General features: G+C 63.2%; 22 protein-coding genes. 10 read left to right on the forward strand and 12 right to left on the reverse strand.

The window, feature by feature from the left end:
• Positions 1-65: 65 nt before the first annotated feature.
• Genes JXQ94_RS08180 through fliQ form a run of 4 tightly spaced genes read right to left on the reverse strand, consistent with a single transcriptional unit; the run spans position 66 to position 4,786 of the window.
• Entirely contained in the window at positions 66-2,627 is a 2,562-nt protein-coding gene (locus JXQ94_RS08180) for a hybrid sensor histidine kinase/response regulator (RefSeq protein ID WP_421923281.1), read from the reverse strand.
• Positions 2,628-2,666: 39 nt separating this feature from the next.
• Positions 2,667-3,758: a flagellar biosynthesis protein FlhB gene (gene flhB / locus JXQ94_RS08185; RefSeq protein WP_421923282.1), complete on the reverse strand. Its 1,092-nt coding sequence runs from the start codon at positions 3,756-3,758 to the stop codon at positions 2,667-2,669.
• A 15-nt stretch (positions 3,759-3,773) separates the two neighbouring features.
• Positions 3,774-4,526 (reverse strand): flagellar biosynthetic protein FliR, encoded by a 753-nt coding sequence (fliR, locus tag JXQ94_RS08190; protein WP_295693649.1) that lies wholly within the window; start codon positions 4,524-4,526, stop codon positions 3,774-3,776.
• Positions 4,523-4,786: a flagellar biosynthesis protein FliQ gene (gene fliQ / locus JXQ94_RS08195; protein WP_421923283.1), complete on the reverse strand. Its 264-nt coding sequence runs from the start codon at positions 4,784-4,786 to the stop codon at positions 4,523-4,525. The genes fliR and fliQ overlap by 4 nt, the downstream gene beginning before the upstream one ends.
• Positions 4,787-4,898: 112 nt before the next feature.
• Between fliQ and JXQ94_RS08200 the strand changes: the two genes are divergently transcribed.
• The 4 genes from JXQ94_RS08200 (at position 4,899) to JXQ94_RS08215 (ending at position 12,829) form a co-directional block, all read left to right on the forward strand.
• Positions 4,899-6,791, forward strand: coding sequence for a DUF885 domain-containing protein (locus JXQ94_RS08200; protein WP_421923284.1), 1,893 nt, complete (start codon positions 4,899-4,901; stop codon positions 6,789-6,791).
• A gap of 168 nt (positions 6,792-6,959) precedes the next feature.
• On the forward strand, positions 6,960-8,861 hold the full coding sequence (locus JXQ94_RS08205; RefSeq protein WP_421923285.1) for a DUF885 domain-containing protein: 1,902 nt from the start codon (positions 6,960-6,962) through the stop codon (positions 8,859-8,861).
• 22 nt (positions 8,862-8,883) lie between these two features.
• Positions 8,884-10,782: a DUF885 domain-containing protein gene (locus tag JXQ94_RS08210; protein WP_421923286.1), complete on the forward strand. Its 1,899-nt coding sequence runs from the start codon at positions 8,884-8,886 to the stop codon at positions 10,780-10,782.
• Between the two features lie 187 nt (positions 10,783-10,969).
• A complete protein-coding gene (locus tag JXQ94_RS08215; protein WP_421923287.1) occupies positions 10,970-12,829 on the forward strand; it encodes a DUF885 domain-containing protein in 1,860 nt (619 codons plus the stop codon).
• A 185-nt stretch (positions 12,830-13,014) separates the two neighbouring features.
• Here JXQ94_RS08215 and fliE read toward each other — a convergent pair whose 3' ends face one another.
• The 3 genes from fliE to flgB are packed head-to-tail and all read right to left on the reverse strand — an operon-like array spanning position 13,015 to position 14,241.
• Positions 13,015-13,335 carry a flagellar hook-basal body complex protein FliE gene (gene fliE, locus JXQ94_RS08220; RefSeq protein WP_421923288.1) on the reverse strand — a complete coding sequence of 107 codons (321 nt, stop codon included), beginning with the start codon at positions 13,333-13,335 and terminating at the stop codon, positions 13,015-13,017.
• Positions 13,336-13,376: 41 nt separating this feature from the next.
• Positions 13,377-13,790 carry a flagellar basal body rod protein FlgC gene (gene flgC / locus JXQ94_RS08225; RefSeq protein ID WP_295691726.1) on the reverse strand — a complete coding sequence of 138 codons (414 nt, stop codon included), beginning with the start codon at positions 13,788-13,790 and terminating at the stop codon, positions 13,377-13,379.
• A gap of 10 nt (positions 13,791-13,800) precedes the next feature.
• Complete coding sequence (flgB, locus tag JXQ94_RS08230; RefSeq protein WP_421923289.1) at positions 13,801-14,241, reverse strand: flagellar basal body rod protein FlgB; 441 nt, start codon at positions 14,239-14,241, stop codon at positions 13,801-13,803.
• Positions 14,242-14,348: 107 nt separating this feature from the next.
• Between flgB and JXQ94_RS08235 the strand changes: the two genes are divergently transcribed.
• Positions 14,349-14,681: a flagellar biosynthetic protein FliO gene (locus JXQ94_RS08235; RefSeq protein ID WP_421923290.1), complete on the forward strand. Its 333-nt coding sequence runs from the start codon at positions 14,349-14,351 to the stop codon at positions 14,679-14,681.
• Complete coding sequence (gene fliP, locus JXQ94_RS08240; protein WP_421923291.1) at positions 14,678-15,433, forward strand: flagellar type III secretion system pore protein FliP; 756 nt, start codon at positions 14,678-14,680, stop codon at positions 15,431-15,433. Before JXQ94_RS08235 ends, fliP begins: the two co-directional genes overlap by 4 nt.
• Positions 15,434-16,255: 822 nt before the next feature.
• Here fliP and JXQ94_RS08245 read toward each other — a convergent pair.
• Genes JXQ94_RS08245 through JXQ94_RS08265 form a run of 5 tightly spaced genes read right to left on the reverse strand, consistent with a single transcriptional unit; the run spans position 16,256 to position 22,507 of the window.
• Entirely contained in the window at positions 16,256-19,684 is a 3,429-nt protein-coding gene (locus JXQ94_RS08245; RefSeq protein ID WP_421923292.1) for a hypothetical protein, read from the reverse strand.
• Positions 19,668-20,390 carry a MotE family protein gene (locus tag JXQ94_RS08250; protein WP_421923293.1) on the reverse strand — a complete coding sequence of 241 codons (723 nt, stop codon included), beginning with the start codon at positions 20,388-20,390 and terminating at the stop codon, positions 19,668-19,670. The genes JXQ94_RS08245 and JXQ94_RS08250 overlap by 17 nt, the downstream gene beginning before the upstream one ends.
• Positions 20,391-20,394: 4 nt before the next feature.
• Positions 20,395-20,787, reverse strand: coding sequence for a DUF6468 domain-containing protein (locus JXQ94_RS08255; RefSeq protein ID WP_421923294.1), 393 nt, complete (start codon positions 20,785-20,787; stop codon positions 20,395-20,397).
• A complete protein-coding gene (gene fliM / locus JXQ94_RS08260; RefSeq protein ID WP_301063920.1) occupies positions 20,784-21,914 on the reverse strand; it encodes a flagellar motor switch protein FliM in 1,131 nt (376 codons plus the stop codon). Before fliM ends, JXQ94_RS08255 begins: the two co-directional genes overlap by 4 nt.
• Positions 21,915-21,943: 29 nt before the next feature.
• Positions 21,944-22,507 carry a flagellar basal body-associated FliL family protein gene (locus JXQ94_RS08265; RefSeq protein ID WP_421923295.1) on the reverse strand — a complete coding sequence of 188 codons (564 nt, stop codon included), beginning with the start codon at positions 22,505-22,507 and terminating at the stop codon, positions 21,944-21,946.
• Positions 22,508-22,769: 262 nt separating this feature from the next.
• Between JXQ94_RS08265 and JXQ94_RS08270 the strand changes: the two genes are divergently transcribed.
• From JXQ94_RS08270 to flgH, 4 genes are read left to right on the forward strand one after another with little or no spacing between them, the layout of a single operon-like run.
• A complete protein-coding gene (locus tag JXQ94_RS08270) occupies positions 22,770-23,519 on the forward strand; it encodes a flagellar hook-basal body complex protein (RefSeq protein ID WP_421923296.1) in 750 nt (249 codons plus the stop codon).
• Positions 23,520-23,535: 16 nt separating this feature from the next.
• Positions 23,536-24,321 carry a flagellar basal-body rod protein FlgG gene (gene flgG, locus JXQ94_RS08275; protein ID WP_421923297.1) on the forward strand — a complete coding sequence of 262 codons (786 nt, stop codon included), beginning with the start codon at positions 23,536-23,538 and terminating at the stop codon, positions 24,319-24,321.
• A gap of 12 nt (positions 24,322-24,333) precedes the next feature.
• Entirely contained in the window at positions 24,334-25,278 is a 945-nt protein-coding gene (gene flgA / locus JXQ94_RS08280; protein ID WP_421923298.1) for a flagellar basal body P-ring formation chaperone FlgA, read from the forward strand.
• A 16-nt stretch (positions 25,279-25,294) separates the two neighbouring features.
• The gene (gene flgH, locus JXQ94_RS08285; protein ID WP_421923299.1) at positions 25,295-26,047 is read left to right on the forward strand and encodes a flagellar basal body L-ring protein FlgH; all 753 of its coding nucleotides are present in this window, start codon (positions 25,295-25,297) and stop codon (positions 26,045-26,047) included.
• Positions 26,048-26,138: the final 91 nt, after the last annotated feature.

The following is a 26,138-nucleotide window of genomic DNA, read 5'->3' on the forward strand; positions in this document are numbered from 1 at the left end:
TCTCACCGGAATTGTCAGCCCGCAAACTGCGGATCAGGGCCGATCGGAAGAGGCACTGAAACGAACTATTCGACCTTCTCGCCCAGCTCCTCCTTCACCTTCTCGGCCAGCTGGGTGAGCGTGAAGGGTTTGGGCAGGAAGGAGACGTCCTGCTCCTGGGACAGGGTCTCGGAGAATTGCTCGGCGGCATAACCGGAGATGAAGACAACCCGCGTGTCACCCAGCATGTCGCGCGCCTTTTTCAAAAGCCCCGGACCGTCCAGGCCCGGCATCACGACATCGGAGATCATCAGGTCGAAACCCTCTTCCTCATCTTCGAGGATTTCATAGGCTTCTTCGCCATCGCAGGCTTCGACCACCTCATAGCCGCGCTTGATCAGGGTCTTGGCCGCGATCTGGCGCACGGCGTCCTCATCCTCGACCAGCAGGATCCGGCCGCGACCGGACAGATCTGCCGGTGCTTTCTCGACCGTCTTGGCGACCTCGGCCTGTTCCAGCTCGACGGCCTCTTCCTCGGTTGGTTCATGACCGGGAAGATAGATCGTGAAGGTCGTGCCCTTGCCCACTTCGCTGTCGGCAAAGAGGAAGCCGCCGGATTGCTTGACGATGCCATAGACGGTGGCAAGCCCCAGGCCGGTTCCCTTGCCGGCCTCCTTGGTGGTGAAGAAGGGCTCGAAAATCTTCTCCATCGTCGCCTTGTCCATGCCATGACCCTGATCGGTCACGGCAATGGCCATCCAGTCACCGTCGCGCGGATTGGGGGCGCCGGCATTGCGCACCGTGTCGACATCGACGCGGGATGTGGTGATCACCAGAGAGCCGCCGCCATTTTCGCGCATGGCATCGCGGGCATTGGCGGCGAGATTGATGATGGCGGTTTCCAGCTGGCCCTTGTCGGCCTTGATCATCGGCAGGTCGCGACCGTGCTTGATGTCCAGCCGCACCGTCTCCTCGACGATCTGGCGCAGCAGGACCGACACATCTGACAGGAGATCACCGATATCCAGCGTCTCCATGCGGAAGGTCTGCTTGCGCGAGAAGGCGAGCAGTTTGCGCACGAGACCGGCCGCACGGGCGACGGTCTGATTGATCGCCTGCAGCTCGGAATAATCCGGATCACCAACCGGGTGGCGGTTCAGGAGCTCATCACAATTGAGCCGGACGGCGGTCAGCAGATTGTTGAAGTCGTGGGCCACGCCGCCCGCCAGCTGGCCAACGGCCTGCATCTTGTTGGCCTGGCTGAACTGGCGTTCCAGCTCTTTCCAGGCCGTGACGTCAATGACATAGGCGACGCGCTTGCCGCCGCGCGCCGGCGAGAAGGCGAGATGGACATAGACGCTGGTTTCGTCGTGATCGAGGCGCGCCTCGGCCGGCTCGCCACTGCCGGCCATGGCGGCGGCAAAGGCATCGGTCGGCGAACGCCCGTCTTCCCAGTTGAACAGGTCGCAGAATTTGATGCCGGGCAGCGCCTTGCCGCCGGAGAGCTGGACCAGGGCCGGATTGACGTCCTCGATGATCGCGGTTTCCGGATCGGCACCGTCCAGGCGCACAACGCCGAAGGGGGCATTGCCGAACATGTCGTCCAGGGTCCGACCGGTCGGGCGCGCCTCTGAGCCGTCACCGGCAGACATCGCCTGGGCCACGCCCGGCGGGGCTCCGGTCACGGAGAGACCGTACATCACGGCCCGCCCCGCACCGGGATCGCCCGGCGCCCATTCGACAACCAGCGCGACCGGACTCTCGATTCCGTCGCGGGCATTCAGACGGGCATCGATGCGGGCAACGCCTTCACCGCCCCGGGTCTGCAGGACGCGCTTGGCACCATCACCGGTGAGCATCTCCTTGAGCGCGGGGACCGGAGCGCCTTCGGCCAGGCCGAGCCAGTCTCGCAGGGTCGCATTGGCCATCGGCACATCGCCATTGGGCCGCAAGGAAAACAGGGCGACCGGTGAATGCTGGGACCAGTCCGAAAGGGCGCCGGATGCGCCGGCCTCATGGTCGCCGGCCGGCATCAGGCGCCAGAGGATCAGCCCGCCCGCTTGCGGGGCCGCCTCGAGATGGAAACGCTGGACACCATGCTCACCCAGATCGAGCGGTGGCAGGAGTTCACGCGCGCCCTCGCCGCCGGCCGCCGCGCGCGCCAGCCTGTACACCGTGCCGTCACCGCCACCGGAACCGGCCCAGAGCCGGTCCACGGTCGGCAGGCCGAAACTCTGACCAAAACCACCTGTCTTCCGCGCCAGCTCGCGATAGGCGGCATTGGCCCAACGGGCCGCGCCGCGCTGGTCGGAAATGAGAACCGGGTCGGGAAAGCCTTCCATGGCGGAAAACCCGATTTCGGTGGTATTGGGCGCCTGGTTGCGCGCCACCTGGCGCCGCATGGTCTGGCCGGCCGCTTCACCCGCGGCGATGGCAAACAGGATCAGAACCGCAATCACGGCCAGACCGAACAGATAGACCAGGCCATGCCCGCCATCCTGGCCCGCGCCAATCAGCGCCACCGCCGCCGCCGCGACCGCGACGACCCCGCACACCCAGAACGCCACACGTCCGGCCGGTTTCGACCAAAAGGGCTTGCGTTCAATATTGGCATCGACCTGCGGGGTCGGCGGGGAAGCATCGGCCATGCGGAACTCCGGCGCGAATCAAAACGATGTCGGCTCAGTCTACTCGCTCGGGCGGTAACGCGCGCGCTGTCCCTGAGCGAGAGACAGAACATAACCGACCACCTTGGCCACGGCCTGGAAGTGTTCGGTCGGAATCTCCTCGTCGAGATCCGCCGTGGCGTGCAGGGCACGCGCGAGGGGCGGATCCTCGACGATGGGGACAGAATTTTCCTCGGCCAGTTCGCGAATGCGCAGGGCAACCGCGTCGACCCCCTTGGCCACACAGATCGGGGCCGGCGTCTGGCCCTGCACATAATGGAGGGCGATGGCGTAGTGGGTCGGGTTGGTGACGACCACAGTGGCATCGGGCACTTTGGTCATCATGCGGCGCTGGGCCCGTTCCTGACGCAGCTGGCGCAGCTTGGCGCGGACCAGCGGGTCGCCCTCGGACTGCTTCATCTCGTCCTTGATCTCGCGGCGCGACATCCGGTTGCGCTTCATGAAGCTCTGGCGCTGGAACACATAATCGAGGCCGGCGATCACCGCGTAGACGGTCAGGGCCGCCAGCAGCAATTCGATCGCCCCCTGGCGGACAAGCGACAACAGGGCTGAAATGTCGAGCGCCGGCATGCCTGCCAGGATTTCGCGCTTGGGATAGATGACCAGGAAAGCGGCAGCGGCGACCAATGCCATCTTGCCAACCCCCTTGAGAAAATTGGCCACGCCTTGGGGACCGAAATTGCGCTTGAAGCCCTCGATCGGGTTCAGCTTTGAAAACTTGGGCTGGATCTTCTCGGTCGTGAACAGCATGCCTTGCTGGATGTAATGCCCGGCAAAGCCGGCCATGGCGAGGACCAGGACCGCAAATCCGACTGCGCCAATCACCTGCCAGGCCATGGTCTGCAGCAATGTCATCATCGAGCCCGGCTCGACAGCGAAACGATGGGGTTGTTCGAAAAAGACTTCCAGTGAGCCCGCGAGCGTCCGGGACATCAGCGGAAAGATGAAAGCCAGAAGAGCGAGGCCGGCCGCCAGGATGAACCAGCCGGGAATCTCCTGCGACTTGGCGACATCACCTTTCTTGCGCGCGTCATCCAGCCGCCGCTGGGTCGGTTCCTCTGTTTTCTGGCTGTCGTCTTCGCCTTCGGCCATCCGCTAGCGTCCCTGTCAGGTCATTTCCATGGCAAAGCGCTGCATGCGCTCCAGCCAGACCGCGCTCATTGCCCCCAGGGCGATCGTGAGGATGATCAGACCGACCATGATATTCGATGGCATGGCAATAAAGAAAATCTGCGCCTGCGGCATCAACCGCGAGAGAATGCCAAGGGCGAGATAGAAAAGCAGGCCGTAAAGTATGAGCGGCGAGGCCAGCTGCACCCCGATCCGGAAGGCGTCGATGAAGGCGGTCAGCGCCCATTCCGCTGCATCGGTCATGGACGGCATCCCGCCGGGCTCGAACACCTGATAGGAGTTCAGGGCCATTTGCAGCAGCATGTGATGCGTATTTGTCGTCAGCAGAACGAGCAGGAAAGTCAGATTGAGAAAGGTCGCGATCAGCGCGCCCTGCTGCCCTTGGGAGGGGTCGAAGGATTGCGCCATGGCGAGGCCGGACTGCATGCCGATTACCTGTCCGGCCACCGCGGCGGTCGACATGAAGATACGCGCCACCGCACCGATCATCAGACCGGTGATGACCTCACTCATCACAATACCTGTCATGACCAGCGGCTGGGCCGGCATGGGCGGCAGGGACGGCGCGATGATCGGGCCCATGATCAGGCAGAGCAGCAGTGCGAAGGCAAGCCGAATGCGGACCGGGATGGAGGGCTCGCCGAAACCCGGCAGGAGCATCAGGATCGACCCGAGACGGGCAAAGACCAGACCCGCCGCATAAACCAGGGCCGGGAGTTCCGGGATCATGGGTTCGCGATCCGGTCAAAAATAACGCCCATGAAACCGGCCATCAGACCGCCCATGAGGGGCAGGAAAATCAGCAGGGCGACAAAGATCGCAATGATCTTGGGAACAAAGACCAGGGTCATCTCCTGAACTTGCGTAAGAGCCTGGAATAACGCGATCGTTACGCCCACAGCCAGGCCAACCAGCATGACCGGGGCCGACATTGCCAGCATGAGCCAAATGGCTTCTCTTGCGAAATCAAGGACTTCAGGTCCGGTCACGGGTCTCGCCTCTCACCGCGGGGGGAGAATCGGTTTTACGGTTAATTATCTTTACGCATGAGCTTGCAGCGTTAAGAAATAGTCAATTCTGGTAAACGGGGAAACTCCAGCCATGCGCCTTCACACCTTGCTCGCCAGCGCGAGCGCTCTTGTCCTGGCTGCGGCCTGCTCGCCCGGCGAAACGCCGGAACGCGCGGATGCCGTGGGCAATCCGGCGATCGAGACAGCGGCACCGCCGACCGAAACGGCCGCAAGCGAACAGACCGAGACCGAACGCCTGTACGCCTGGTTCCAGCAGGAATTCGAAGCCGAGATCGAGTTCTCGCCCATCGGCAAGACCTATCTGGGCATGCTCGATGACCTTGACGCCTATGGCCAATGGAATGACCCCAGCGAGGCGGCCTTCCGCGCCGGTCTGCAACGCGCCGCCGACCGCCAGCGCTACATGCACGAGAATTTCGACTTCGACGCACTGACGCCGGAAGCCCAGATCACCTGGCGTTTTGCCGAATTCATCACCGAGAACAACGCCCAGCAGTCCGAATTCTGGGATCACGGCTTTGTCTTCTCATCCTTCTTCGGCCAGCATACCGGGATGCCGTCGACGCTGATCGGCTATCACCGGATCGACAACCTCGACCATGCCGAAGCCTATATGAGCCGCCTGGAATCCATGGGCGATGTACTCAATGTCTATACCGCGCAGGCTGACGAACGGGCCCAGCAGGGCGTGCTCGCTCCGGCTTTCGCCTATCCGATCATTGTCGGCGCGTCCGAGCGCTTCATCACGGGCGCTCCGTTTGATGACAGCGGTACCGACTCGCCGCTCTGGGGCGATATCCAGACCAAACTGGCCGGCATCGAGATCGATGACGCGACCCGCCAGGCCCTCCTCGACCGCGCCGAGGCTGCCCTGCTCACCTCCGTCGGCCCGGCCTATGACAATCTGATCGCGACCATGCAGTCACATGCGGAAATGGCGGGCGAGGCCAATAATGGGGCCTGGGCCCTGCCGGATGGCGAGGCCTATTACCGCAGCCAGCTGATGAATTACACGACCCGCACCGACATGACGGCGGACCAGATCCACCAAATCGGTCTCGACGAGGTCGAGCGCATCCATGGCGAGATGCGTCAGATCATGGAGACGGTCGGCTTTGACGGATCGCTGCAGGACTTCTTCGAACATCTGCGCACGAGCGATGAATTTTACTACGAGGATTCCGACGAAGGGCGCGAGCGTTACCTGACGGAATCGGCGGCCATGATTGACCAGATCAGCGAAGTCGCACCGGAGTATTTCGGTCAGCTGCCGCGGGCCGAGCTCGAGGTTCGTGCGGTCGAGGAATACCGTATCACGACCGCGACCGGTGCCTTTTACGAGCAGGGGTCGCTCGATGGCACGCGTCCGGGCGCCTATTACGTCAATCTTGCCAATATGCGGGACAATCCGACCTATTTGATGGAATCCCTCGCCTATCACGAAGGCGCGCCGGGCCACCACTTCCAGTCCTCGCTGGCCCAGGAACTCGAGAACGCCCCGATGTTCCAGCGCTTGCAATGGTATTCCGCCTATGGAGAAGGCTGGGCGCTCTATGCCGAGAATCTCGGCAAGGACATGGGCTTCTTCACCGACCCGTATCAGGACTTCGGACGCCTCTCCTATGAGGTCTTCCGCGCCGCCCGCCTGGTCGTCGACACGGGCATCCACCACCTGCAATGGACCGAGCAGGAGGCCGCTGACTATATGCTCGCCACCACGCCGATGCCGGAAGGCGACATCGCGAACGAGGTCCGGCGCTATATGGTCTGGCCCGGTCAGGCCGTGTCCTACAAGGTTGGCATGCTGACCATTCTGGACCTGCGGCAGCGCGCCATGGATCAGCTGGGTGATGACTTCAGCTACGGCGAATTCCACGACATCGTGCTGACCAACGGGTCGATCCCGCTCACCTTGCTGGAAGAGCTGGTCGACGCCTGGATTGCGCGCAAACTCACGGAATAGTGCGAATTCAACGCGCTTGAAGTTTGACAGGCCGGGCCGCGCAGAGGCTATTCTGCGCCCGGCTTATTTCATCAGCCGCCGCACCGGGATCGGTGTGGCGGCTGGATTGCTTTTGACGATGGCCCGTCCGGTCTGGGAGAGAGATCGGTCGCGCCCGGGGAGACCATCATGACCAAGCTTCCGATCTGGCTGGCGACAGCCTCGCTGGCCGCGCTTCTTGCGGCCTGTTCGCCTGCGCCTTCTGGCGAGACGCCTGCGACGGGTGAAACTGGCACGAGCGAAGCCGCTGCCGCTGCCACCGAGGCCGCCTCCAGCGACCAGACCGAAAGCGAACGTCTCTACGCCTGGTATTCCGAACTCTTCGAGGCCGACCTCGCCCGCTCGCCGCAACAACAGACCGGCCTCGGGCGGATTGACGACCTGGACGCCTATGGTCGCTGGGATGATGTCAGCGATGCCGCAGCCGCCTCCGCCCAGCAACGCCGTATCGACCGTCTCGCCCACATGCGCGAGACGTTCGACTTTGATGCGCTCGATCGCGATGCCCGGGTCTCCTGGCGCGTTTTTGAATACCTGCAGGAAACCGGCATTCGCCAATACGGCTTCCGGGACCAGACCTATGTCTTCACCCAGATGTTCGGGCCCCATACCGGCATGCCCTCGACCCTGATTGGCCAGCACCGTGTCCAAAGCGCCGAGCACGCCGAAGCATATATCTCGCGGCTCAACGGGATCGGTCCGGTCTTCGACACCCTGATTGCCCGTGCGGAAGGGCGCGCCGAGGCCGGTGTCATGCCGCCACGCTTTGCTTTCCAATACCTGACGGGCAATACCCGGGCCGTGATCGCCGGCGCACCCTTTGATGACAGCGATGCCGTTTCGCCGCTCCTCGCCGACTTTACCGCCAAGGTGAATGCGCTGGAGATAGATGACGACGCCAAGGCCGATCTGATTGCCCGCGGCACCCGCGCGCTGACGGATGTGGTCGGTCCCGCCTATGAGCGCCTGATCGCCATGTTCGAGCGCCATGAGCAAATGACGGATGACCGGGATGGTGCCTGGAAGCTGCCGCGCGGTGAGGCCTATTACCAAAGCCAGCTGGCCGCTTTCACCACCCTGCCCGACCTGTCACCGCAGGAAGTGCATGATACCGGCCTGGCCGAGATCGACCGCATCCATGACGAGATGCGCGGCATCATGGAAGAGGTCGCCTTCGAGGGAACGCTGCAGGACTTCTTCGAATTCATGCGCACGGACGAGCAATTCTACTACCCGTCCACCGATGAAGGCCGCGCCCGCTACATGGCCGAGGTCAATGACGTGTTCGACAGCATCCGCGATGTCATTCCCGACTATTTCGACACCCTGCCCGCGGGCGAGATGGTGGTACGCGAGGTCGAACCCTATCGGGCGGCCGGCTCACCCTCCGCCTTCTACAATACCGGTTCCCTGGATGGGTCGCGCCCCGGCATCTACTACGCCAATACGCTGAACATGCGGAACCTGCCGGTCTACCAGATGGAGACGCTCGCCTATCATGAAGGCGTGCCGGGTCACCATTTCCAGCTGACGCTGGCGCAGGAGCAGGAGGGCACGCCGATGTTCCAGCGCTTCCTCTATCTCTCTGCCTTCGGCGAAGGCTGGGCGCTCTATGCCGAGAGCCTGGGCAAGGATATGGGGATGTTCACAGACCCCTATCAGGATTTCGGCCGTCTCGCCTATGAGCTCTGGCGTGCCGGACGCCTGGTGGTGGATACCGGCATCCATTCGCTGCAATGGAGCCGCGAGGACGCTATCGACTATCTGCGCGAGAACACATCCTTCACCGAGGAGGAGATCACGCGCGAGGTCGAGCGCTATATTGTCTGGCCGGGTCAGGCGACCTCCTACAAGACGGGTCAGATGCGGATCCGCCAATTGCGCGATTTCGCCCAGGCCGAGCTGGGTGACGCCTTCGATTACGGTGAATTCCACGACGTGGTCCTGACCAATGGGTCGCTGCCACTGGCTGTTCTGACCCAACTGATCAATGATTATGTTGAAGAGAAACGGGCTGAAACGGCTCAATAGAAAAGGCACAAGGGATATGAAGATGCGTATTTCCAACCTGATTGTCGGCGTTTCCGCCCTGGCGCTCCTGGCCGGCTGCGGCGCAAGTGAAGACGAAACCCTCGCCAGCGACGCCGCTCCGGTCGAAACGGCTGCAGCCGAGACCGGGACAATGGCCGACGCCACCTCGGCTGATGTCGAGCAGGCCGCCGGCGAAGAGACCGAGTCCGATCGCCTCAATGCCTGGTTCCAGGACGCGTTCGACCGCAATGTCGCGCGCTCACCGATGACCCAGACTTTCCTCGGCATGAAGACCAATTACGACCAATGGTCCGACGCCTCTCCGGAATTCGCGCTCGAAGGCTTCCAGATGGGCCAGGCCGATCTTGCCCATATGCGCGAGACCTTCGACTTCGATGCGCTGGACGATAGCGCGCAACTCTCCTGGCGCCTGTTTGAATACAATGCCGAGCGCGCCGCAGAAGGTCAGCGCTGGGTCGATCACGGTTACACATTCACGCCGCGCTCCGGTCCGCACATGAATGCGGCCTCTTTCCTCATCAACAACCACCGCGTGGATACGGTCGCGGATGCCGAGGCCTATATCGGGCGCCTGCGCAATCTGCCGACCTATATGGATCAGAATATCGCCAATTCGCGCCGGTCGGCCGAACTCGGCGTGCTGACCCCGGCCTGGACCTATGAGCCGATGATCGCCACCGCGCGCAACATCATCACCGGCGCTCCGTTTGATGATGGCGAGGCCAGCCCGCTGCTCGCCGACTTCGCCGGCAAGGTCGAAGGACTTGAACTGGACGAGGCGGAGACCGCCCGTCTGATCGCTGAGGCCGAAGCCGCCCTCACCGAGGCCGTGGCCCCGGCCTATGGACGCGTGATTGCCCTGTTCGAGGAGCAGGCAGAGGTCGCAACCGATGATGACGGCGTGTGGAAGCATCCCGATGGCGGCGAATTCTACAACTTCCTGCTCAACGGCTATACGACAATGGATCTGTCGGCCGAGGAGATCCACCAGCTCGGCGTGGCCGAGGTCGCCCGCATTCACGACGAGATGCGTGGCATCATGGAGCAGGTCGGTTTTGAGGGCTCGCTGCAGGACTTCTTCGAATTCATGCGCACGGACGAGCAATTCTACTATCCGAACACCGACGAAGGTCGCGCCGATTATCTCGCCGACGCCACGGCGCTGATCGATACGATGACCGAAACCCTGCCGCAGATGTTCAACACCTTCCCGCGTGCGGCTCTGGAGGTTCGCCGGGTCGAAATCTTCCGTCAGGACAGCGCCGGCAAGGCTTTCTACCAGCGCCCGGCGCCGAACGGCTCACGACCGGGCGTCTACTACGCCAATCTGCGCGACATGTCGCTGATGCCGACCTATCAGATGGAGGCCCTCGCCTATCACGAAGGCAGCCCGGGCCATCACATGCAACTGGCCATCATGCAGGAGCTGGAAGGCATTCCGGCCTTCCGTCGCTTTGGTGGCTATACCGCCTATACCGAGGGCTGGGGTCTCTACACCGAGTATCTGCCGGTCGAGTACGGCTTCTACTCCGACCCCTATTCCGACTTTGGTCGACTGGCGATGGAGTTGTGGCGGGCCTGCCGCCTGGTCGTCGATACCGGTCTCCACTATCACCAGTGGTCACGTCAGGATGCCGTCGACTATCTGGCCGAGAACACGCCCAATCCGCAGGGCGATATCGTTGCCGCGATCGACCGCTATATCGTCTATCCGGGCCAGGCTACGGCCTACAAGGTCGGCATGCTGGAAATCCTCCGCTTGCGTGGCATCGCCGAGGAAGCGCTCGGTGACGCCTATGACATCCGCGATTTCCACGATGTGGTGCTGACCCAGGGCGCCATGCCGATGTCAGTGCTCGAAGAACGCGTCAATGCCTGGATCGAGGACGCGCAGGAATAGCGCGTACCCCGATCCGACGAAACGAGGCCCCCGGTGCATGATCGGGGGCCTTTTTTTCATGTGTGGCGGCCATTTGGTGACACAGGCGCAATCTATTGGCCATGACTGTACCGTAAGCCGCCCGTCAGGCCCCCGCAGGCCCCGCGCCCCGATCTTGCCCGCTGATCCAGAGGGTAAAGGGGACAACATGACCACCACATCGCGCGCCACGCTGCGCACATGGCTCTTGGCCGGCTGCACGGCCCTGGCCGGGCTCACACCCATGGCGGTGACAGCCTCGGCCCAGGCCCAGACCGAGACCGAGACCGCCCCGGCAGAGCAGACCGAGACGGACCGGCTGAATGCCTGGTTCGAGGAACTCTTCAACGCTGATCTCGAATTCTTCCCCACCGGCAAGACCGGCCTGGGCATTATCGACGAGGATTACGGACGCTGGAATGACACCAGTGAAGCCGCCGCCCAGGCCGCCATTGCCCGGAGTCGCGAGCGACTGGCCCATATGCGCGCCAATTTTGACTTCGCCGCACTGGATCCGGTCGGCCAGATGTCCTGGCGCCTGTTCGAATACCAGACCGAACGCGGGGCCGAAGCCGAGCCCTATCGCCGCTATGGCTACATCTTCAACCAGCTCTTCGGACCGCACACCGGGCTGGTCGCCTTCCTGATCGGTCAGCATCGCATCCAGACCGCCGAACATGCCGAAGCCTATATCCAGCGCCTGTCGACCATGGACGACGCCTTGGGCCAACAGATCGAGGAAGCCGACTACCGTTTCGACAACGGCATCCAGGCCCCGGCCTGGGTCTATGAGCGTGTCCTCGCAACCGTCGCCGGGCTTCAGTCCGGCGCGCCCTTCGATGACGGACCGGATCATCCGCTCTGGGCGGATATCCAGCGCAAGCTGGGCGAGATCGAACTTGATGAGGCCACGCGCGACGATCTCCTCGCCCGGGCCCGCACGGCCTTGCTGGAGGATGTCGGTCCGGCCTATGCCCGCTTGCAAGCCATGCTGGAAGATCACCGCGACCGGTCGACCACGGCTGACGGAGTCGCCGATCTCCCCGATGGCGAAGCCTATTACAACGATCTTCTGACCGGTTTCACGACGACCGACATGACCGCGCAGGAAATCCACGCGCTGGGACTGGCCGAGGTCGACCGCCTGCAAACCGAGATGCGCGGCGTGATGGCAGAGGTCGGTTTTGACGGCTCACTCGGCGAATTTTTCAACTATCTGCGCGAAGATCCGCAATTCTATTATCCCAACACGGATGAAGGTCGGGCGGACTATATGGCGGAGGCCACCGCGATCATTGACGCAATGCGCGAGCGCCTTCCGGAAGTGTTCGGGACCCTGCCCCAGGCCGAGCTGGAAGTCCGGCGGGTCGAGCCCTTCCGCGAGAATGGGGCCGGACTGGCCTTCTACCAGAATGCCACGCCGGACGGCTCACGACCGGCGGTCTATTATGCCAATTTGCGCGACATGGCGAGCATGCCGACCTACCAGATGGCGACGCTGGCCTATCATGAGGGCATTCCGGGCCATCACCTGCAGCGTTCCATCCAGCAGGAAATGGGGAATTTGCCCCGCTTCCGCCAGTTTGGCAGCTTCACCGCCTATGCCGAGGGCTGGGGCCTCTATGCGGAATACCTGCCGCTGGAGATGGGCCTTTATGAGGATCCTCATCTCAATGCCGGGCGTATCGCGATGGAGTTGTGGCGCGCCTGCCGTCTTGTCGTCGACAGCGGCCTGCACGCCTATGGCTGGAGCCGTGAGGACGCGATCACCTATCTGACCGAAAACACACCCAACGCCCAGGCCGACATAGTCCCCGCCGTCGAGCGCTATGTCGTCTTCCCGGGCCAGGCAACGGCCTATCAGGTCGGCAAGAACCATATCATCGCCCTGCGCGCACAGGCCGAACGGGAATTGGGAGCCGATTTCGACCTGCGCGGCTTCCATGATCGCGTTCTCGCTTCTGGCCAGATCCCGCTTTCCATGCTGACCGAAGAGGTCGAGGCCTGGATTGCCGAGACACGCGGCTGAGCAGGGCGCCACGCGATCAAGGGCCCGGCTGTGGTCGGGCCCACCTTGCACGTGGTCACTCAACGTCGACGATACCGGCACTCGCGCTCGAGCGGCGGAGATAAACGCCGCGCCATCCCGCACCAGACACAAAAAAGCCCCGGCCGGTGCCGGGGCTCATTGGTCCGGGTATTGCGTCAGCCGGATCAGATCGGCATGCGCAGGATTTCCTGGTAGGCCTTCACCACCTCATCGCGGACGGCGACGACGGTTTCCAGCGAGATTTCGGCAGCCGAGACGGCGGTAACGACATCGATCAATTCAGCTTCTCCAGCCGCGCCGGCAGCCGTCATTTGCTCGGCAGTGGCCAGGGTCTGTCCGGTATCGGCGACGGCACTGGTGACCAGCGCGCCAAAATCCATCCCGGCACCCCCGGAAGCCGCGTCCTGGGCCGAGCCCAGTGAGGATTGCTGGGCGGTCCGGATAGCGGCCTGATAGGCCTGTACGGCAGAAAGGTCAGCGGCCATGGACTTTGTCCTTCATTCAGATGGCGTGCGCGTTGGCTATTCTAGCGGCGCAGGAGATCGAGCGCCCGCTCCTGCATGCGGCGGGCATTTTCGATCATGTTGAGATTGGCTTCATAGGTTCGCATGGCTTCACGCATGTCCATCATCTCCACAAGCGTCTGCACGTTGGAGTATTGGACATAGCCTTCGTCATTGGCAGCCGGATGGCCCGGATCAAATTCGAGCGTGAATTCGCTCTGGTCGTGCGCGACATCGGTCATGCGCACGGCATTGAGGCCGGTCGCCCGATCGAGCTCGGCTTCGAAGACCGGGACCTGCCGTCGATAGGGATCACCGCCAGGCTCGCGCGCGGTCGAGTCGGCATTGGCGATATTCTCCGAGATGATCCGCATCCGGGCGGCTTGCGCCCGCATGCCGAAAGCGGAGATCTGCATCGCGTCTGAAGCGTTACCCATGGTTCACTCCCTAGCGGCCCGGCGGACGGATCGCCGTCCGCAACAGGCCTAGACTTTTCTGGTAGAGGGTCAGCGCGCTCTCATAGCGCATGCGGTTTTCCTGAGCCCTGACCATCTGTTCTTCAATCACGACAGAATTGCCGTTTACCGTCGTCTCCGAATCCGGGCTGTCGATCGGTTCCCAGCTCGCCGAGGAGGCGCTTGCACCCGTCGAGGCCGGAATGTGACCGGCCCGGGTCGTGGTCAGGCCAATCGCCCCGCGCGGCGCGGTCGACCGGTCGCCCATCTGCGAACGCAGGGCGGCGTGAAAGTCGGACTCATCGAGATCCCGCGGCGTGTAACCCGGTGTATTCGCATTCGCGATGTTCTCCGCGATCACCTGCTGGCGATCAGAGTGAAAACTCATCGATTGTCGAAGCAGTGCCAGGACCGGCACGTCGTCGGGCCGCATGCGCGAATCCCCTTTCTCAGTTATGAACGAAGGTGGTCTCGCACGGTTAACGCGGACTTAACCGCATCGCCCCAGACAGTGGTTATTGTTTATGAGGCCACGGCTCGATGTCCGATATCGTCAACTGGACCAGCTACTTGTTCGCGATCTCGATCCTGGTCGTCCTTCTGGGCGGATTGGGCCTGTTTGCCTATGCGATCCAGAAAGGCTGGCTGCTGCAGCAAATGACCGGCCTGCGCCAGCTTGGCGGGGCCGACAAGCGGCTGAAGATCCGCGAGACGCTGGTCATTGATCCGCGCCGCCGCCTGGTCATCCTGCAGGCTGACGAAACCGAACATATCGTCTTGCTGGGCGCGGAGCGTGAAACCCTTCTTTCAACCGGCCCGGCACGCCCTGACCCCGTCCGGCCGAAGCCCACCGCCAGGGAGTCGCGATCATGAATGCTCGCAAGGGTTTCTGGGTCTGCCTCGGGCTTTTCCTGATTGGCATGATCACCCTGGCCGGCTTCCCGGCCGAAGCCCAGACCGTGACCGTCGACGCCGGGCAGGAAGGGGCCCTCACCGAGCGCATCCTGCAGCTGATCGCGCTGCTCACTGTCCTGTCACTGGCGCCGTCCATCGTCATCATGACGACCAGTTTCGTCCGCATTATCGTCGTCCTGTCGCTCCTGCGGACCGGGCTCGGACTGCAACAGAGCCCGCCCAATGCGGTCCTGGTCTCCCTGGCCATCTTCCTGACCGGCTTCATCATGGCGCCGGTCTTCACCGAATCCTACGAACAGGGCATCCAGCCCTTGCTCGAAGAGGAAATCGAACTGACAGAGGCCTTCGACCTGTCCACCGGCCCACTGAAGACCTTCATGCTCAGCCATGTGCGCGAGGACGATCTCGCCCTCTTCATCGACATGTCCCAGCAAGCCGTGCCGGAGACGCCGGAAGAGGCGTCTTTCTGGGTTGTCGCGCCGGCTTTCATGATCTCCGAACTGCGTCGCGCCTTCGAGATTGGCTTCCTGCTCTTCATCCCCTTCCTGATCATCGACCTCGTGGTGGCCTCCATCCTCATGTCGATGGGCATGATGATGCTGCCACCGATCGTCATCTCGCTCCCGTTCAAGCTGATTTTCTTCGTGCTCGTCGATGGCTGGCGACTGGTGACGGGATCGCTCGTGCAAAGCTTCGGGACGTTGAGTTGACGACCGAGCCGGGGACTTGCGCCCGTCCGTGATCGGGTCGCGCGCGGACGGATCCATAGAGTCATTGTCATCCCGACCGATGCCCGCAAAGGCGGGAAAAACGGGAGCACCTACGGTTTGACGCTTAGCCGCCCGCACGGCCACGCTCACCCCGCCCGAACCCCCTTGCCGACGCGCCGCCCTTGACCTCAAGAACCGGATACGGCCCGCTGACTGACACGGGATCTATGGGTCAATCCGCGCGTGGCGCGGGAGTGGGTGCGTGTCTATCTATTTCGGGGAGAGGCCGTTTATCCCCGGCATAACCCGCCACCAACCGTCATCCTGACGAAGGTCAGGACCCAGGCTCACACACCCGATTTCACCAGTGCTGGCAACGGCTTCGCGTCGCAGCCCGGGTCCCGATTGTCATCGGGACGACAGTTTATGGGGTGAGGACAGAGACAAACTTGTCCGCACCCCGTCCACCGCGCCCCATAATGCCCTCGGTTTTCGGGACGGGAGGCACGAGCTCAGTCACTTGTGCCCGGAAGCGAGCGGAGCCTGTCCGCGCGACGGATGTGACAATCCGAAGCTCCGGCAGGGCGTGCGACCAGGTCGAGGGGCACTAAACGACCGACCCCATCTACCTGACGCATTGGAAACGGGGTGGAGACAGCCCGGGAAAACTCCGCAAGCGGGATGCCGAGGACACCACGGACACCGCAGACCCGCCACACGGACACCCCGGTGTCCGCCGGCATCCCGCTTCCTCCCATCCTCCGGCGCGACAGCGTGCGGAAGCGAGAGCCTGTTCGGTTTTCCGGTAGAAAACGGCGGCGCCTAGCTCGGGCCGCCACCATTCACGAAGCGGGCCCGGAAGGGCTCCATGAAGGCGTCAAGCGTGTCGATACTGGCGATGCGCGACGCCATGTCGGTAAAGCGGACATTGCCCGGCGTGGCATCATCATCGGTCAGGAGATTGAAGGCTGCGGCCTGATCGGTCTCGGCCATGGCCTCGCCATAGCGCTCCCCGAGCCGGACGGCACTCACGCTGTCACGGGCCAGGCTGTAGGCAATGGCGGCGCGCAGGAGATCATCCTGTTCGGTCAGGATCAGCGGTGCCGGGTCGGAGAAACGATTGCCGAGAATACCTTCGAGGCGACGGCCGGCATTGCGCCAGTCGCGCTGGGTCCAGGCGACATCGGCCCGCAGACGCGTCGCCGCCTCCGACTCGTCCGACGCAATCAGCTCAAGCGCCTGATCGGCCCGTCCCAACTCGGACAGCGCCCGGGCTTCCAGCAGATAGCGCTCATCGACTATGGCTTCCGGCAATCCCGCGATACGGGAGCGGCGGATCGTGTTGAGGGCATCTTCATAGCGGCGATCCATCAGGTAGACGATGGCCAGATCCGTCGCGACACGCGCCCGGGCCAATGGTTCGCGCAGGCGGTAGTCAACCTGGTGCTGCAGGAGTTCCGCCGCGGGATCAAGCAGGTCGAAGGCGATCAGGCGATCGGCCAGACGGCGGATCATGCGGTCGCCATCGGCGCCGATCGGGGCCAGATGCTGGTATTGATAGAAGATCGCCACGGCCTCGACCGGGTCCATCCGATCCGCCTCGCCCTCCAGGAAGAGCCGACGGAAGATGGACACCATGTCCTCGCCGATACGTCGACCGGCCTCGGATTCCGGAAAGCGCGCCTGCGCGGTCGCCATGGTCTCGAGACCACCGGCGAAATCGCCTGCCTGGACATAGAGTTCACCGAGTTCACGAACCGTCTCCAGCTCGATCGTGTCGCCCCGCCAGCGGAAGCGGAGATTCTCCAGATTCTCGATCGCCTCGCTGCGGCTGATCTGACCTTCGGCCAACTGCAGGCGGTAGAGGTCGAACAGGGCGCGCGCCTCCATCTCCGGGTCACCGGATTCCGACAGGGCATCGAGACGCCGGATTGCGTCAAAGGAATCGCCGGAAACTTCCGACAACCGGGCGGCGACGTAATTGCTATCCAGGCGGGTCCGCCAGTCCGGGTCGCCGGCCTCGACGGCGTAAAGATAATCCTGCGCGGCGCCGGTATCACCCAGCTCGAGCGCGGCCCGCGCATGCGCGACATTGAAGCGCGCCTGCCATTCAGGCGGATAATGGTAGACCGAGGCCTCACCCGCGCTCAGGCGCCGACGGGCATCCTGCCAACGCTCTTCGCCGACCGCGATCATGCCGCGCCACAGATCCGCTGCAGGGTCCTGGGCCAGCGAGGCATGGGCCAGATAGTCGTCGGCATCGTCATAGCGACGCATGATGTAGCTTGCGACACCGCGCATCGAGCGGACATGCGCGTCATTGGCCAGTTCCGGATCGGCATCGACGGCGACCTGAAGCATGCCCAGCGCCTCCGGGGCGAGGTCACGCGCCAGCAGGAAGCGCGCCAGGGCGATCTGGCCGTCTGTCCCGTCCTCCAACGCCGTGCGGCGCAGCCGGGCATTCCACTCATCGACAAAACTGCCGGTACCGCGCCAGGCGTCAAAATACATCAGGGCGGGCGAGGAGATATTGGCCAGAACCGACCCGTCCGCGTCATTGCGACCGACGGTGGCGGCCGGTGTCAGGTCGAGCCCGCTGGCCCGGCTGACCGCAACTCCGCCGCCAATCAGGGTAATCTCGATATCTTCTGCGGTGGCCTGGACAGCCGCGCCATGAGCGCTGGGCAAAAGCGCCCCACCGACAAATTCACTGCGCGCCGTCAGCCCCTGGATCGGCCCCTGCGCTGTGATTACGCCCAGCCGGTCTCCCACGACCGGATCATCGACCCAGCGAACGGCATTCGCGCTGGTGATATCCATCAGGATCCGACCGGGGCGACCGCGCCGGGCATCGCGGCGAACATTGATCGGTCGCGGCGGCGAATCGATGCGTTCGGACAGAACGACGGACCAACGATTTCCGTCGAGCCGCGCTTCGGCCTGTGAGGTGGAGGGCACGATAATTCGCGCCGCAGACCAGTCCTCGCCATCGACGCCGGTATAATTCCGGACATGGCGACGATTGGCGGCATCCAGTTCTCGCAAATCGAGTTCGGCCGCGCTGTCGAAAACAATCCAGATCGCTTCTCCGCGCCGGAACACCGACATGCCCAGAGGCGCAGCCCACTCGAAATCGATCCGAAGGTCGCCATTATAATCAGAGACTTCCGCCCGCACGATGCCATTGGCCGGACGCGGGTCTGCGCCAGGAGCGGCGGTCTGAAGCGGGGCTGTCGCCGTGGCGGCCAGAATGGCTGGCTGAGCGGTCTCAGGCTGAGCCTGCGGCCCGTCCGCGACGGGCACCGGCTCGGCCACGGCGCGCTCGGCCGGGCGGGTTGGGGTCGCCACCGCAATTTCTTCCGGATCCGGGTCTGGCGTCTCGGCCGCAGCAGCAGCCGCGGTCGCTGCCGCATCCCCACCCAGTTCAGCGAGCAATGTGGCAGCATCAACATAGGCCGGGTCAGGCAGATCGATCGCAACGCGCCCATTCTCGCCCCAGGCCCGTACGGTCACGCCCGGCTCGACATCCATGGTCAGGACGAATTCATCGCCCTCGCGGCTCGGCTGGATTGAATTGAGGAAACGGGGTGGTGATCCGACCAGACGGCTGAGATCGATCTCGGCCGGTTCAGCAAAGCGGACTTCGGCCGTATTGCCGGTCTGGCTGACGGTGAAATCCACCTCACGTGGCCACATCAGTTCGATGCGGGTGTATTCGGTCGCCTGCCCGACCCGGTAGCGCACCGGCAGGGCTTCGGCGGGAGGAGGCGGCGGGGGTGGCAAAGCCGCCTGCTCGGCCGCGAGCCGCGCGGCCTCGATCTCGCGGGCCTCGCGCGGCGACACGATATCGGCCGGGCGGACACCGCCCACCGGCACGAAATCGATCGCGATCTGGTCATAGCTGGACGAGGTATAGGCATCGACGGTCTGGTTGAGCGCGATGCGCAGGGTCGAGCCGTCAGGGTCAAGACGGGCACGGGCCGCCAGACCTTCCAGCTCGCCGACCAGATTGGAGACATCGGCCTCCATCGGCTCGCTCAGGCGGGCGATGAGAACCGTGTGCTCGACATCGATATCAGCGCTTGGAAGAGAGTCGCCAACACTGTCGGCATAGTCGATCAGGACGCGCAAAGAATTATCGCCACGCTCGACACTGAGCGTGGCGGGCGCCTGGGCCAGCGCGGTCGACGCCAGGAGCAGCGGCAGGAGGCTCCCGGTCAGTCGGCCAATATGTCTAGCCGCCTTCGGCAATCCGCGCCTCCAGCTCGGCCACCGTTTCCGGCAGGTTGGAGCGGCTGGCCATGCGCTCGGTCAGAGCCGCAGCGGAGCCGGTATCCATTTCCGCCAGGATCGCGCCGAATGTCCGCTGCGACATGCGCGAGGCAATCTGCAACTGGGTTTCCATGTCCAGGGTCGCGATGCGGTCAGACGCGTCGGCCGGCTCCATGGCCGAGTACCAGCTGACGATGACCGCCATATCTGCGTCCTCGCGTTCGGAGAGTTCTCCGGACAAGGATTCGATCTGGGTGCGCAGCGCGTCGAGCTCGACAATCTTGGTGTCGACGCGTTGCTCCATGGCCAGCATGAGCGCTTCGCGCGTTTCCAGCTGACGTTCGCGCGCATCGAGTTCGCTGGACCGTTCGCGCAGACGATAGATGACACGCTCTTCCTCGGCGGTGCGCACGCCGCTGGCGATGCGTTCTGCGAAGGCCGCAGAGACCTCCAGCGCGCTCGGCTCGGCTTCGAGCTCGGCCGGCTCACTGTGCTCGGCCGGCATGATTGGCGCGTCGCTGTCGGCGTCACCGCCCTCGGCCTCCTGGCTCGCCTGCGCGGCCATCGCACTGCCCTGGGCGTCCCACCATTCGGCGGCGCCATTGGCAATGGAGAGGGTTTTCAAGCCCAACAGCCCGCCCATGAGGACGGCCAGGACGGTCAGAAAGCGAAGGGGCTCGCGCATGGCGCTACCTCACATCCTTGAGATCATTGATGACACGCGAACCGGCACCATCTGGGAAAATATCGGCAGCGCGACGGCGCGGCGCACGGGGCTGAGCCATGCGGTCGGCCTTGCGATCGGCACTGCCGGTTACCAGACGCAGCTCGTCGGCCAGCGTGCGGGCCTCGCCCACGCGTTGCTCAAGCACCTCGGCCGACTGCGCCGTGGCACGCTCGAGTGCACCAAGACTGGCACGGGCCCGGTCGGTCGCCTCATTGAGGGCGATAACCGACTCGCGAACCCCGTCCTGGCCCTTCTTGAGAGCGTTGAGACGACGGTCGACCCGCCAACACATGACGACAGCCACTACCAGCAGGGCAGCGACGAGGCCTTCGAAAATCAGGGCGGCGAGTGTCATGCGAACCTCATCATCGCTTTCTTGGCACCCGGCGAGAGCGGACCGCTCAGTCGCAGGGCAACGCTATGTCCAATGCGGCCCATACGGCCGCGTGTCAGGGGTACCTGGCCGCAACGCAGCTCGACATCACTGGTCGGCGACGCGTCGAGATAGAGCGTGTCACCGACTTTCAAATTGGCCACGGTGCCCAGAGAGACGCGCTGTTCGTCGAGCACGGCCTGAACCTCCATCTTGGTCGACCAGAGTTCGGTCGCCAGGTGGCCTTCCCAGATATTGTCCCGTCCAAATTTTTCCCCCATGAACTGCTGGAGCAGCATTTTCCGGATCGGCTCCAGAGTCGCATAGGGAAGCAAAAGCTCGATTCGACCGCCGCGGTCTTCCATGTCGATCCGCAGCTTGACCAGAATGGCTGCATTGGCCGGCCGGGCGATTGCCGCAAAGCGCGGATTGGTCTCGACACGCTCGAGATCGAAATCGACTTCGGTCAGGGGCTGGAAAGCCTGTTTGGCATCACCCAGCACGACCTCGATCATGCGCTGCACAAGCATGCGCTCGATCGTGGTGTAGGGGCGCCCCTCGATCCGCATGGCCGAGGTGCCGCGGCGACCGCCCAGCAAAACGTCAACGATCGAGTAAATCAGGTTGGAGTCGACCGTCAGCAGGCCGTAATTGTCGAGCTGCTGGGCGCGAAACACGGCGAGGATGGCCGGCAGCGGAATGGAGTTCAGGTAATCGCCAAAACGGATCGACGAAATATTGTCGAGCGACACCTCGACATTGTCCGAGGTGAAATTGCGCAGCGAGGTCGTCATCAACCGCACGAGGCGGTCGAAGACAATCTCCAGCATGGGCAGGCGCTCATAGGAAACCAGCGCGGAATTGATGATGGCGCGGATACCGGACTTGTCCGCAGCGTCATCATCGGACAGCGAGAAGCCAAGCAGGCTGTCGATCTCGTCCTGGTTGAGAATGCGCTCGGCGCCGCCACCCACCGTGGGCAGCTCCTGCTCGTCATCCTCGGCACCGACCATCGCCTCCCATTCGGACGCCAGGTCGAGGTCGTCTCCGTCCTCGGCCATGGCCTCCCATTCGGCCGCCAGTGCATCTTGGTCCATATCGTCAGACATGTGCGTGCTTTCCGTTCGTCCGGGCTGTCCTAGTCGACAATCATGAATTCCTGGATCCAGACCGCGTCGATCTGGGCCGGCTCGATCGCCAGATTGACCCGACGCAGCAATTCCAGCTTCACGCGGTGCATGCCGGCCGACCCGTAGAGATCATCCTCGCGCAGTTCGCGCAGGAACATGATGAACTGATCCATGATCGGGTCGACATGCTCTTCCAGGATCGGGCCGAGATCGGCACGGCTCGATTCGAAAGTGATCTTGAGCTGCACGATAACCGGGCGTCCGGTCGAGGACCGGATGTTGGTGGTGATGGTCTCTTCGGTGCCATCCCCCTCGCGCAGATCATAATAATATACTTCGTCGGTCTCGTGCGCGTCCGCCTCGCCATGACCGTCTCCGGCCTCGCCGTGGCTCGCGTCCGCATGCTGTTCTTCATCATCGCCACCGCCGGCGAACATCATGAAACCACCCACGCCCGCAAGCAGCAGGATGAGGACAGGCAAACCGATAAACAGAACCAATTTCAAAGGGTTCTTCTTCGGCTTCTCCTCGCCTTCGGTCTCGTCTTCGATGTCTTCGTTCTCGTCAGCCATTGTCAGGCTCCCATTCGGGGGAATCGCTTGAACCCATTAACGGCCAGCGCGGTTAACGTTTCGTAGTGATCGCGGCGGACCCGGCAACTTCTTCCCACCGCTGTGACGGTCTTTGCCGGAAAGGCTTGCCGGTCTTTTTGACCTCTCGCCGTCAACCTCTTGTTTTCCATGAAAATTAACCTTGGCACGCTGCGTGCAGCTTGTCGGGCAACTGCCGCGCAATGACGACGGCGGACCCCAGGCTCCAGAAAGGAACCGCCCGATGGACAACGCAATGATGATCGGCCTCTCGCGCCAGATGACCCTTCGCCGGTCTATGGATGTCGTGGCCAACAATATCGCCAACGCCAACACGGCCGGCTTCAAGGTTGAATCCCTGTTGCTGGAAAACCGCGCTGCGCCCACCGCCGAACATGCGGACGGACCGTCTGACATCCAGTTCGTGAATACGTGGGGCATGGCTCGTGATTTCCGCCAGGGTGAACTCGCCTTCACCGGTCGCGAGTTCGACCTCTCCATTGACGGCGAGGGCTTCTTCGCGGTCGAGGCGAATGGCAATGAGCAATACACACGCGACGGCCGCTTCCGCCTTGATGCGGCCGGCCAGCTGGTCGCCGCCGATGGCGCGCCGGTGCTCGATGCCGATACCCGCGGCCCGATCCTGATCGACGCCGCGCGGGGCAATGTCGAGGTGATGGATGGCGGCGCGCTTGTGCAGAACGGCGAGCAGATCGGCCGGGTCGGCGTGTTCGAGATCGCCAATCGCGCCGAGATGTCCAAACAGGGCAATGGTCGCTACACGATCCCGCCAGCCGAAGATATTGCCGACGAACCGCTGGCCATGCTCGACCCGTCAGTCCGCCAGGGCTTTGTCGAGCAGTCCAATGTGCAGTCGATCCTCGAACTCACCGACATGATGTCTGTCATGCGCAGCTACCAGTCGGTTTCGAAATTTCTTGAACAAGCAGAAGACCTGAACAAGCGCGCCATTGAGCGCCTTGGCCGGATCTGATCGTAGGAGAACGGATATGCGTGCTCTCACCACCGCCGCCACCGGCATGCAGGCTCAACAGCTCAATGTCGAAGTGATCTCGAACAACCTGGCCAACATGAACACGACCGGGTTCAAGCGCCAGCGCGCCGAGTTTCAGGACCTGCTCTATCAGAACGTCCAGCAAATGGGCATGGACTCCTCCGACGCCGGCACCATCGTGCCGACCGGTGTCCAGGTCGGCCTGGGCGTCCAGACCGCCTCCATCTATCGCATCACCGAACAGGGCGCCCTGTCGAACACCGGCAACCCGTTTGACCTGGCGATCTCGGGCCATGGCTATTTCCGCGTCCAGATGCCGGATGGCTCGGACGGATATACCCGCGCCGGCAATTTCTCGATCAGCCCCGAGGGCGAGCTTGTGACCACCGACGGCTACACGGTCGCACCGGGCATCGCCATTCCGCAGGGCTCGCGTGAAATCGCCATCAATGCCCAGGGCCAGGTCCAGGCCCTCATTGATGGCCAGGTCGATCCGCAGACCCTTGGTCAGCTTGAACTGGCGACCTTCTTCAACCAGGCCGGCCTGGAAGCCCGCGGAGACAATATCTTCCTGGAGACCGCCGCCTCCGGTGCCGCCAATACCGGCACACCGGGCACGCCGGGCTTCGGCTCGATCCGCCAGGGCTTCGTCGAGACCTCGAATGTCAACTCGGTGTCCGAGATCACCGCCCTGATCCAGGCGCAGCGCGCCTATGAGATGAATGCCCGCGTCATCACCGCTTCGGACGAGATGATGGCCGCTTCGTCCAACCTTCGCTAACGGGAGAGACTGATGATCCGTACAAGCCTCATCGCCCTCGCCTGCCTCACCACGGTACCGTTGGCCACATCCGCAGCGCTGGCCGGCGAGCCGGTCGTGCTGCGCGAGACGATCCGCGTCGACGGTGCCCATATCACCTTGGGCGACCTGTTCGACATCACCGGCGCGCAAGCCGACATCGTCGTCGCCCGCGCGCCGTCACCGGGCAGCCGCACCGCACTGGACGTCAATTACATTCGCCGCATCGCGCTGGAGAATGATCTCGACTGGGCCAATGCCGCCGGCCTGCGTCGCCTGTCCATCGAACGGGCCAGCCGCGTGGTCTCCGCCGACATCCTGACCGACATGTTGGAAGGCGAGCTTTTCGCATCCGAAGGCCGGGTCCATGACGTGCAGTTGTCGAATTCGGCGATGGCCCTTCATGCACCGCTCGACAGCGCTGGCGGTCCGGAGATTCATGACCTGAGCTTTGACAGTCGCTCCGGCATGCTGGCCGCTGAAATCGCGCCCTATCACGGCGCCCAGACCGTCCGGGTTACCGGCCGGGCCTATGTCACGATCGATCTGCCCGTCCTGGCACGTCCCGTCGCTGCGGGTCAGGAGATCACGGGTGCCGACATCGCCTGGATCAGTCAGCGCGCCGATCGGCTGCGTCCCGATGCCATCCTCGATCCCACCGAAATGATCGGCATGGAAACGCGCCGCGCCCTGCGCCCGAACGAGCCGCTGCGCGGCTATGACCTGCAACGCCCGCTCATGGTCGAGCGTGGGGATCTGGTCACCTTGATGTTTGAAGTTCCCGGCATCCAGCTCACCGTGCGCGCACGGGCGATGGAGAATGCCGCCGACGGCGAAGTCGCACGCTTCGTCAACCTGCAATCGAACCGTACGGTCGAGGCCCTCGTCGATGGTCCGGGCCGGGCCCGCGTCGGCACCTCGCCGGCCGCAAGCTTTTGATCGAGGAGGTCAGCTCATGATCCGCAAATTCACCGCTCTCGTCCTCGCCTCACTCGCCCTGCAGGCCTGCGCCACCGATCGCCTGTCCTATGTTGGACAGACCCCGCCAATGACGCCGATCCAGAACCCGGCCTCGCTGGCCGGCACAGGGCCGTCACAATTGCCGATGCCGATGCCGCGTATGCCGCAACAGCGCTATGCGCAGAATTCGGCCGCCAACAATTCGCTCTGGAACGCCAATTCGCCGACCTTCTTCGGCGATCCGCGCGCTGACCAGGTAGGCGATATCGTCACCGTCAATATCAATATTTCCGACAGCGCCCAGCTGAACAATACAACCAACCGCTCGCGCACGTCGGCCGAAGACAGCGATCTGACCAATTTCCTTGGCGCAGACCTGACCGGCTTCTTCAATGACAGTATCGATCCGACATCCCTGACCAGCCTCGGCTCTTCGTCCTCACTGGCTGGAACCGGATCGGTCAACCGCACTGAAAGCATCTCGCTGACGGTGGCGGCGCTCGTCACCCAGGTCCTGCCGAACGGCAATCTGGTGATCGCCGGCCGCCAGGAAGTCCGCGTGAACAATGAAGTGCGCGAATTGCTCATCACCGGCATTGCGCGTCCCCAGGACATTGGATCGGACAATACGATCGCCCACACGCAAATCGCCGAAGCCCGCATTTCCTACGGCGGCCGCGGACATCTCTCCGACGTCCAGCGCCCCCGTTACGGCCAGGAACTCTACGACATCCTGATGCCGTTCTAGGACACGAGACCCCGCCACCATCGGGAACAACTGGGCCGTTACGCCAAGCGCGTGACGGCCCTCTTTTTATGTGCGCTTGCAGACTTGCCGG

It is taken from the genome of Maricaulis maris, from assembly GCF_049116555.1.
In the GTDB taxonomy this organism is placed as follows: domain Bacteria; phylum Pseudomonadota; class Alphaproteobacteria; order Caulobacterales; family Maricaulaceae; genus Maricaulis; species Maricaulis maris_C.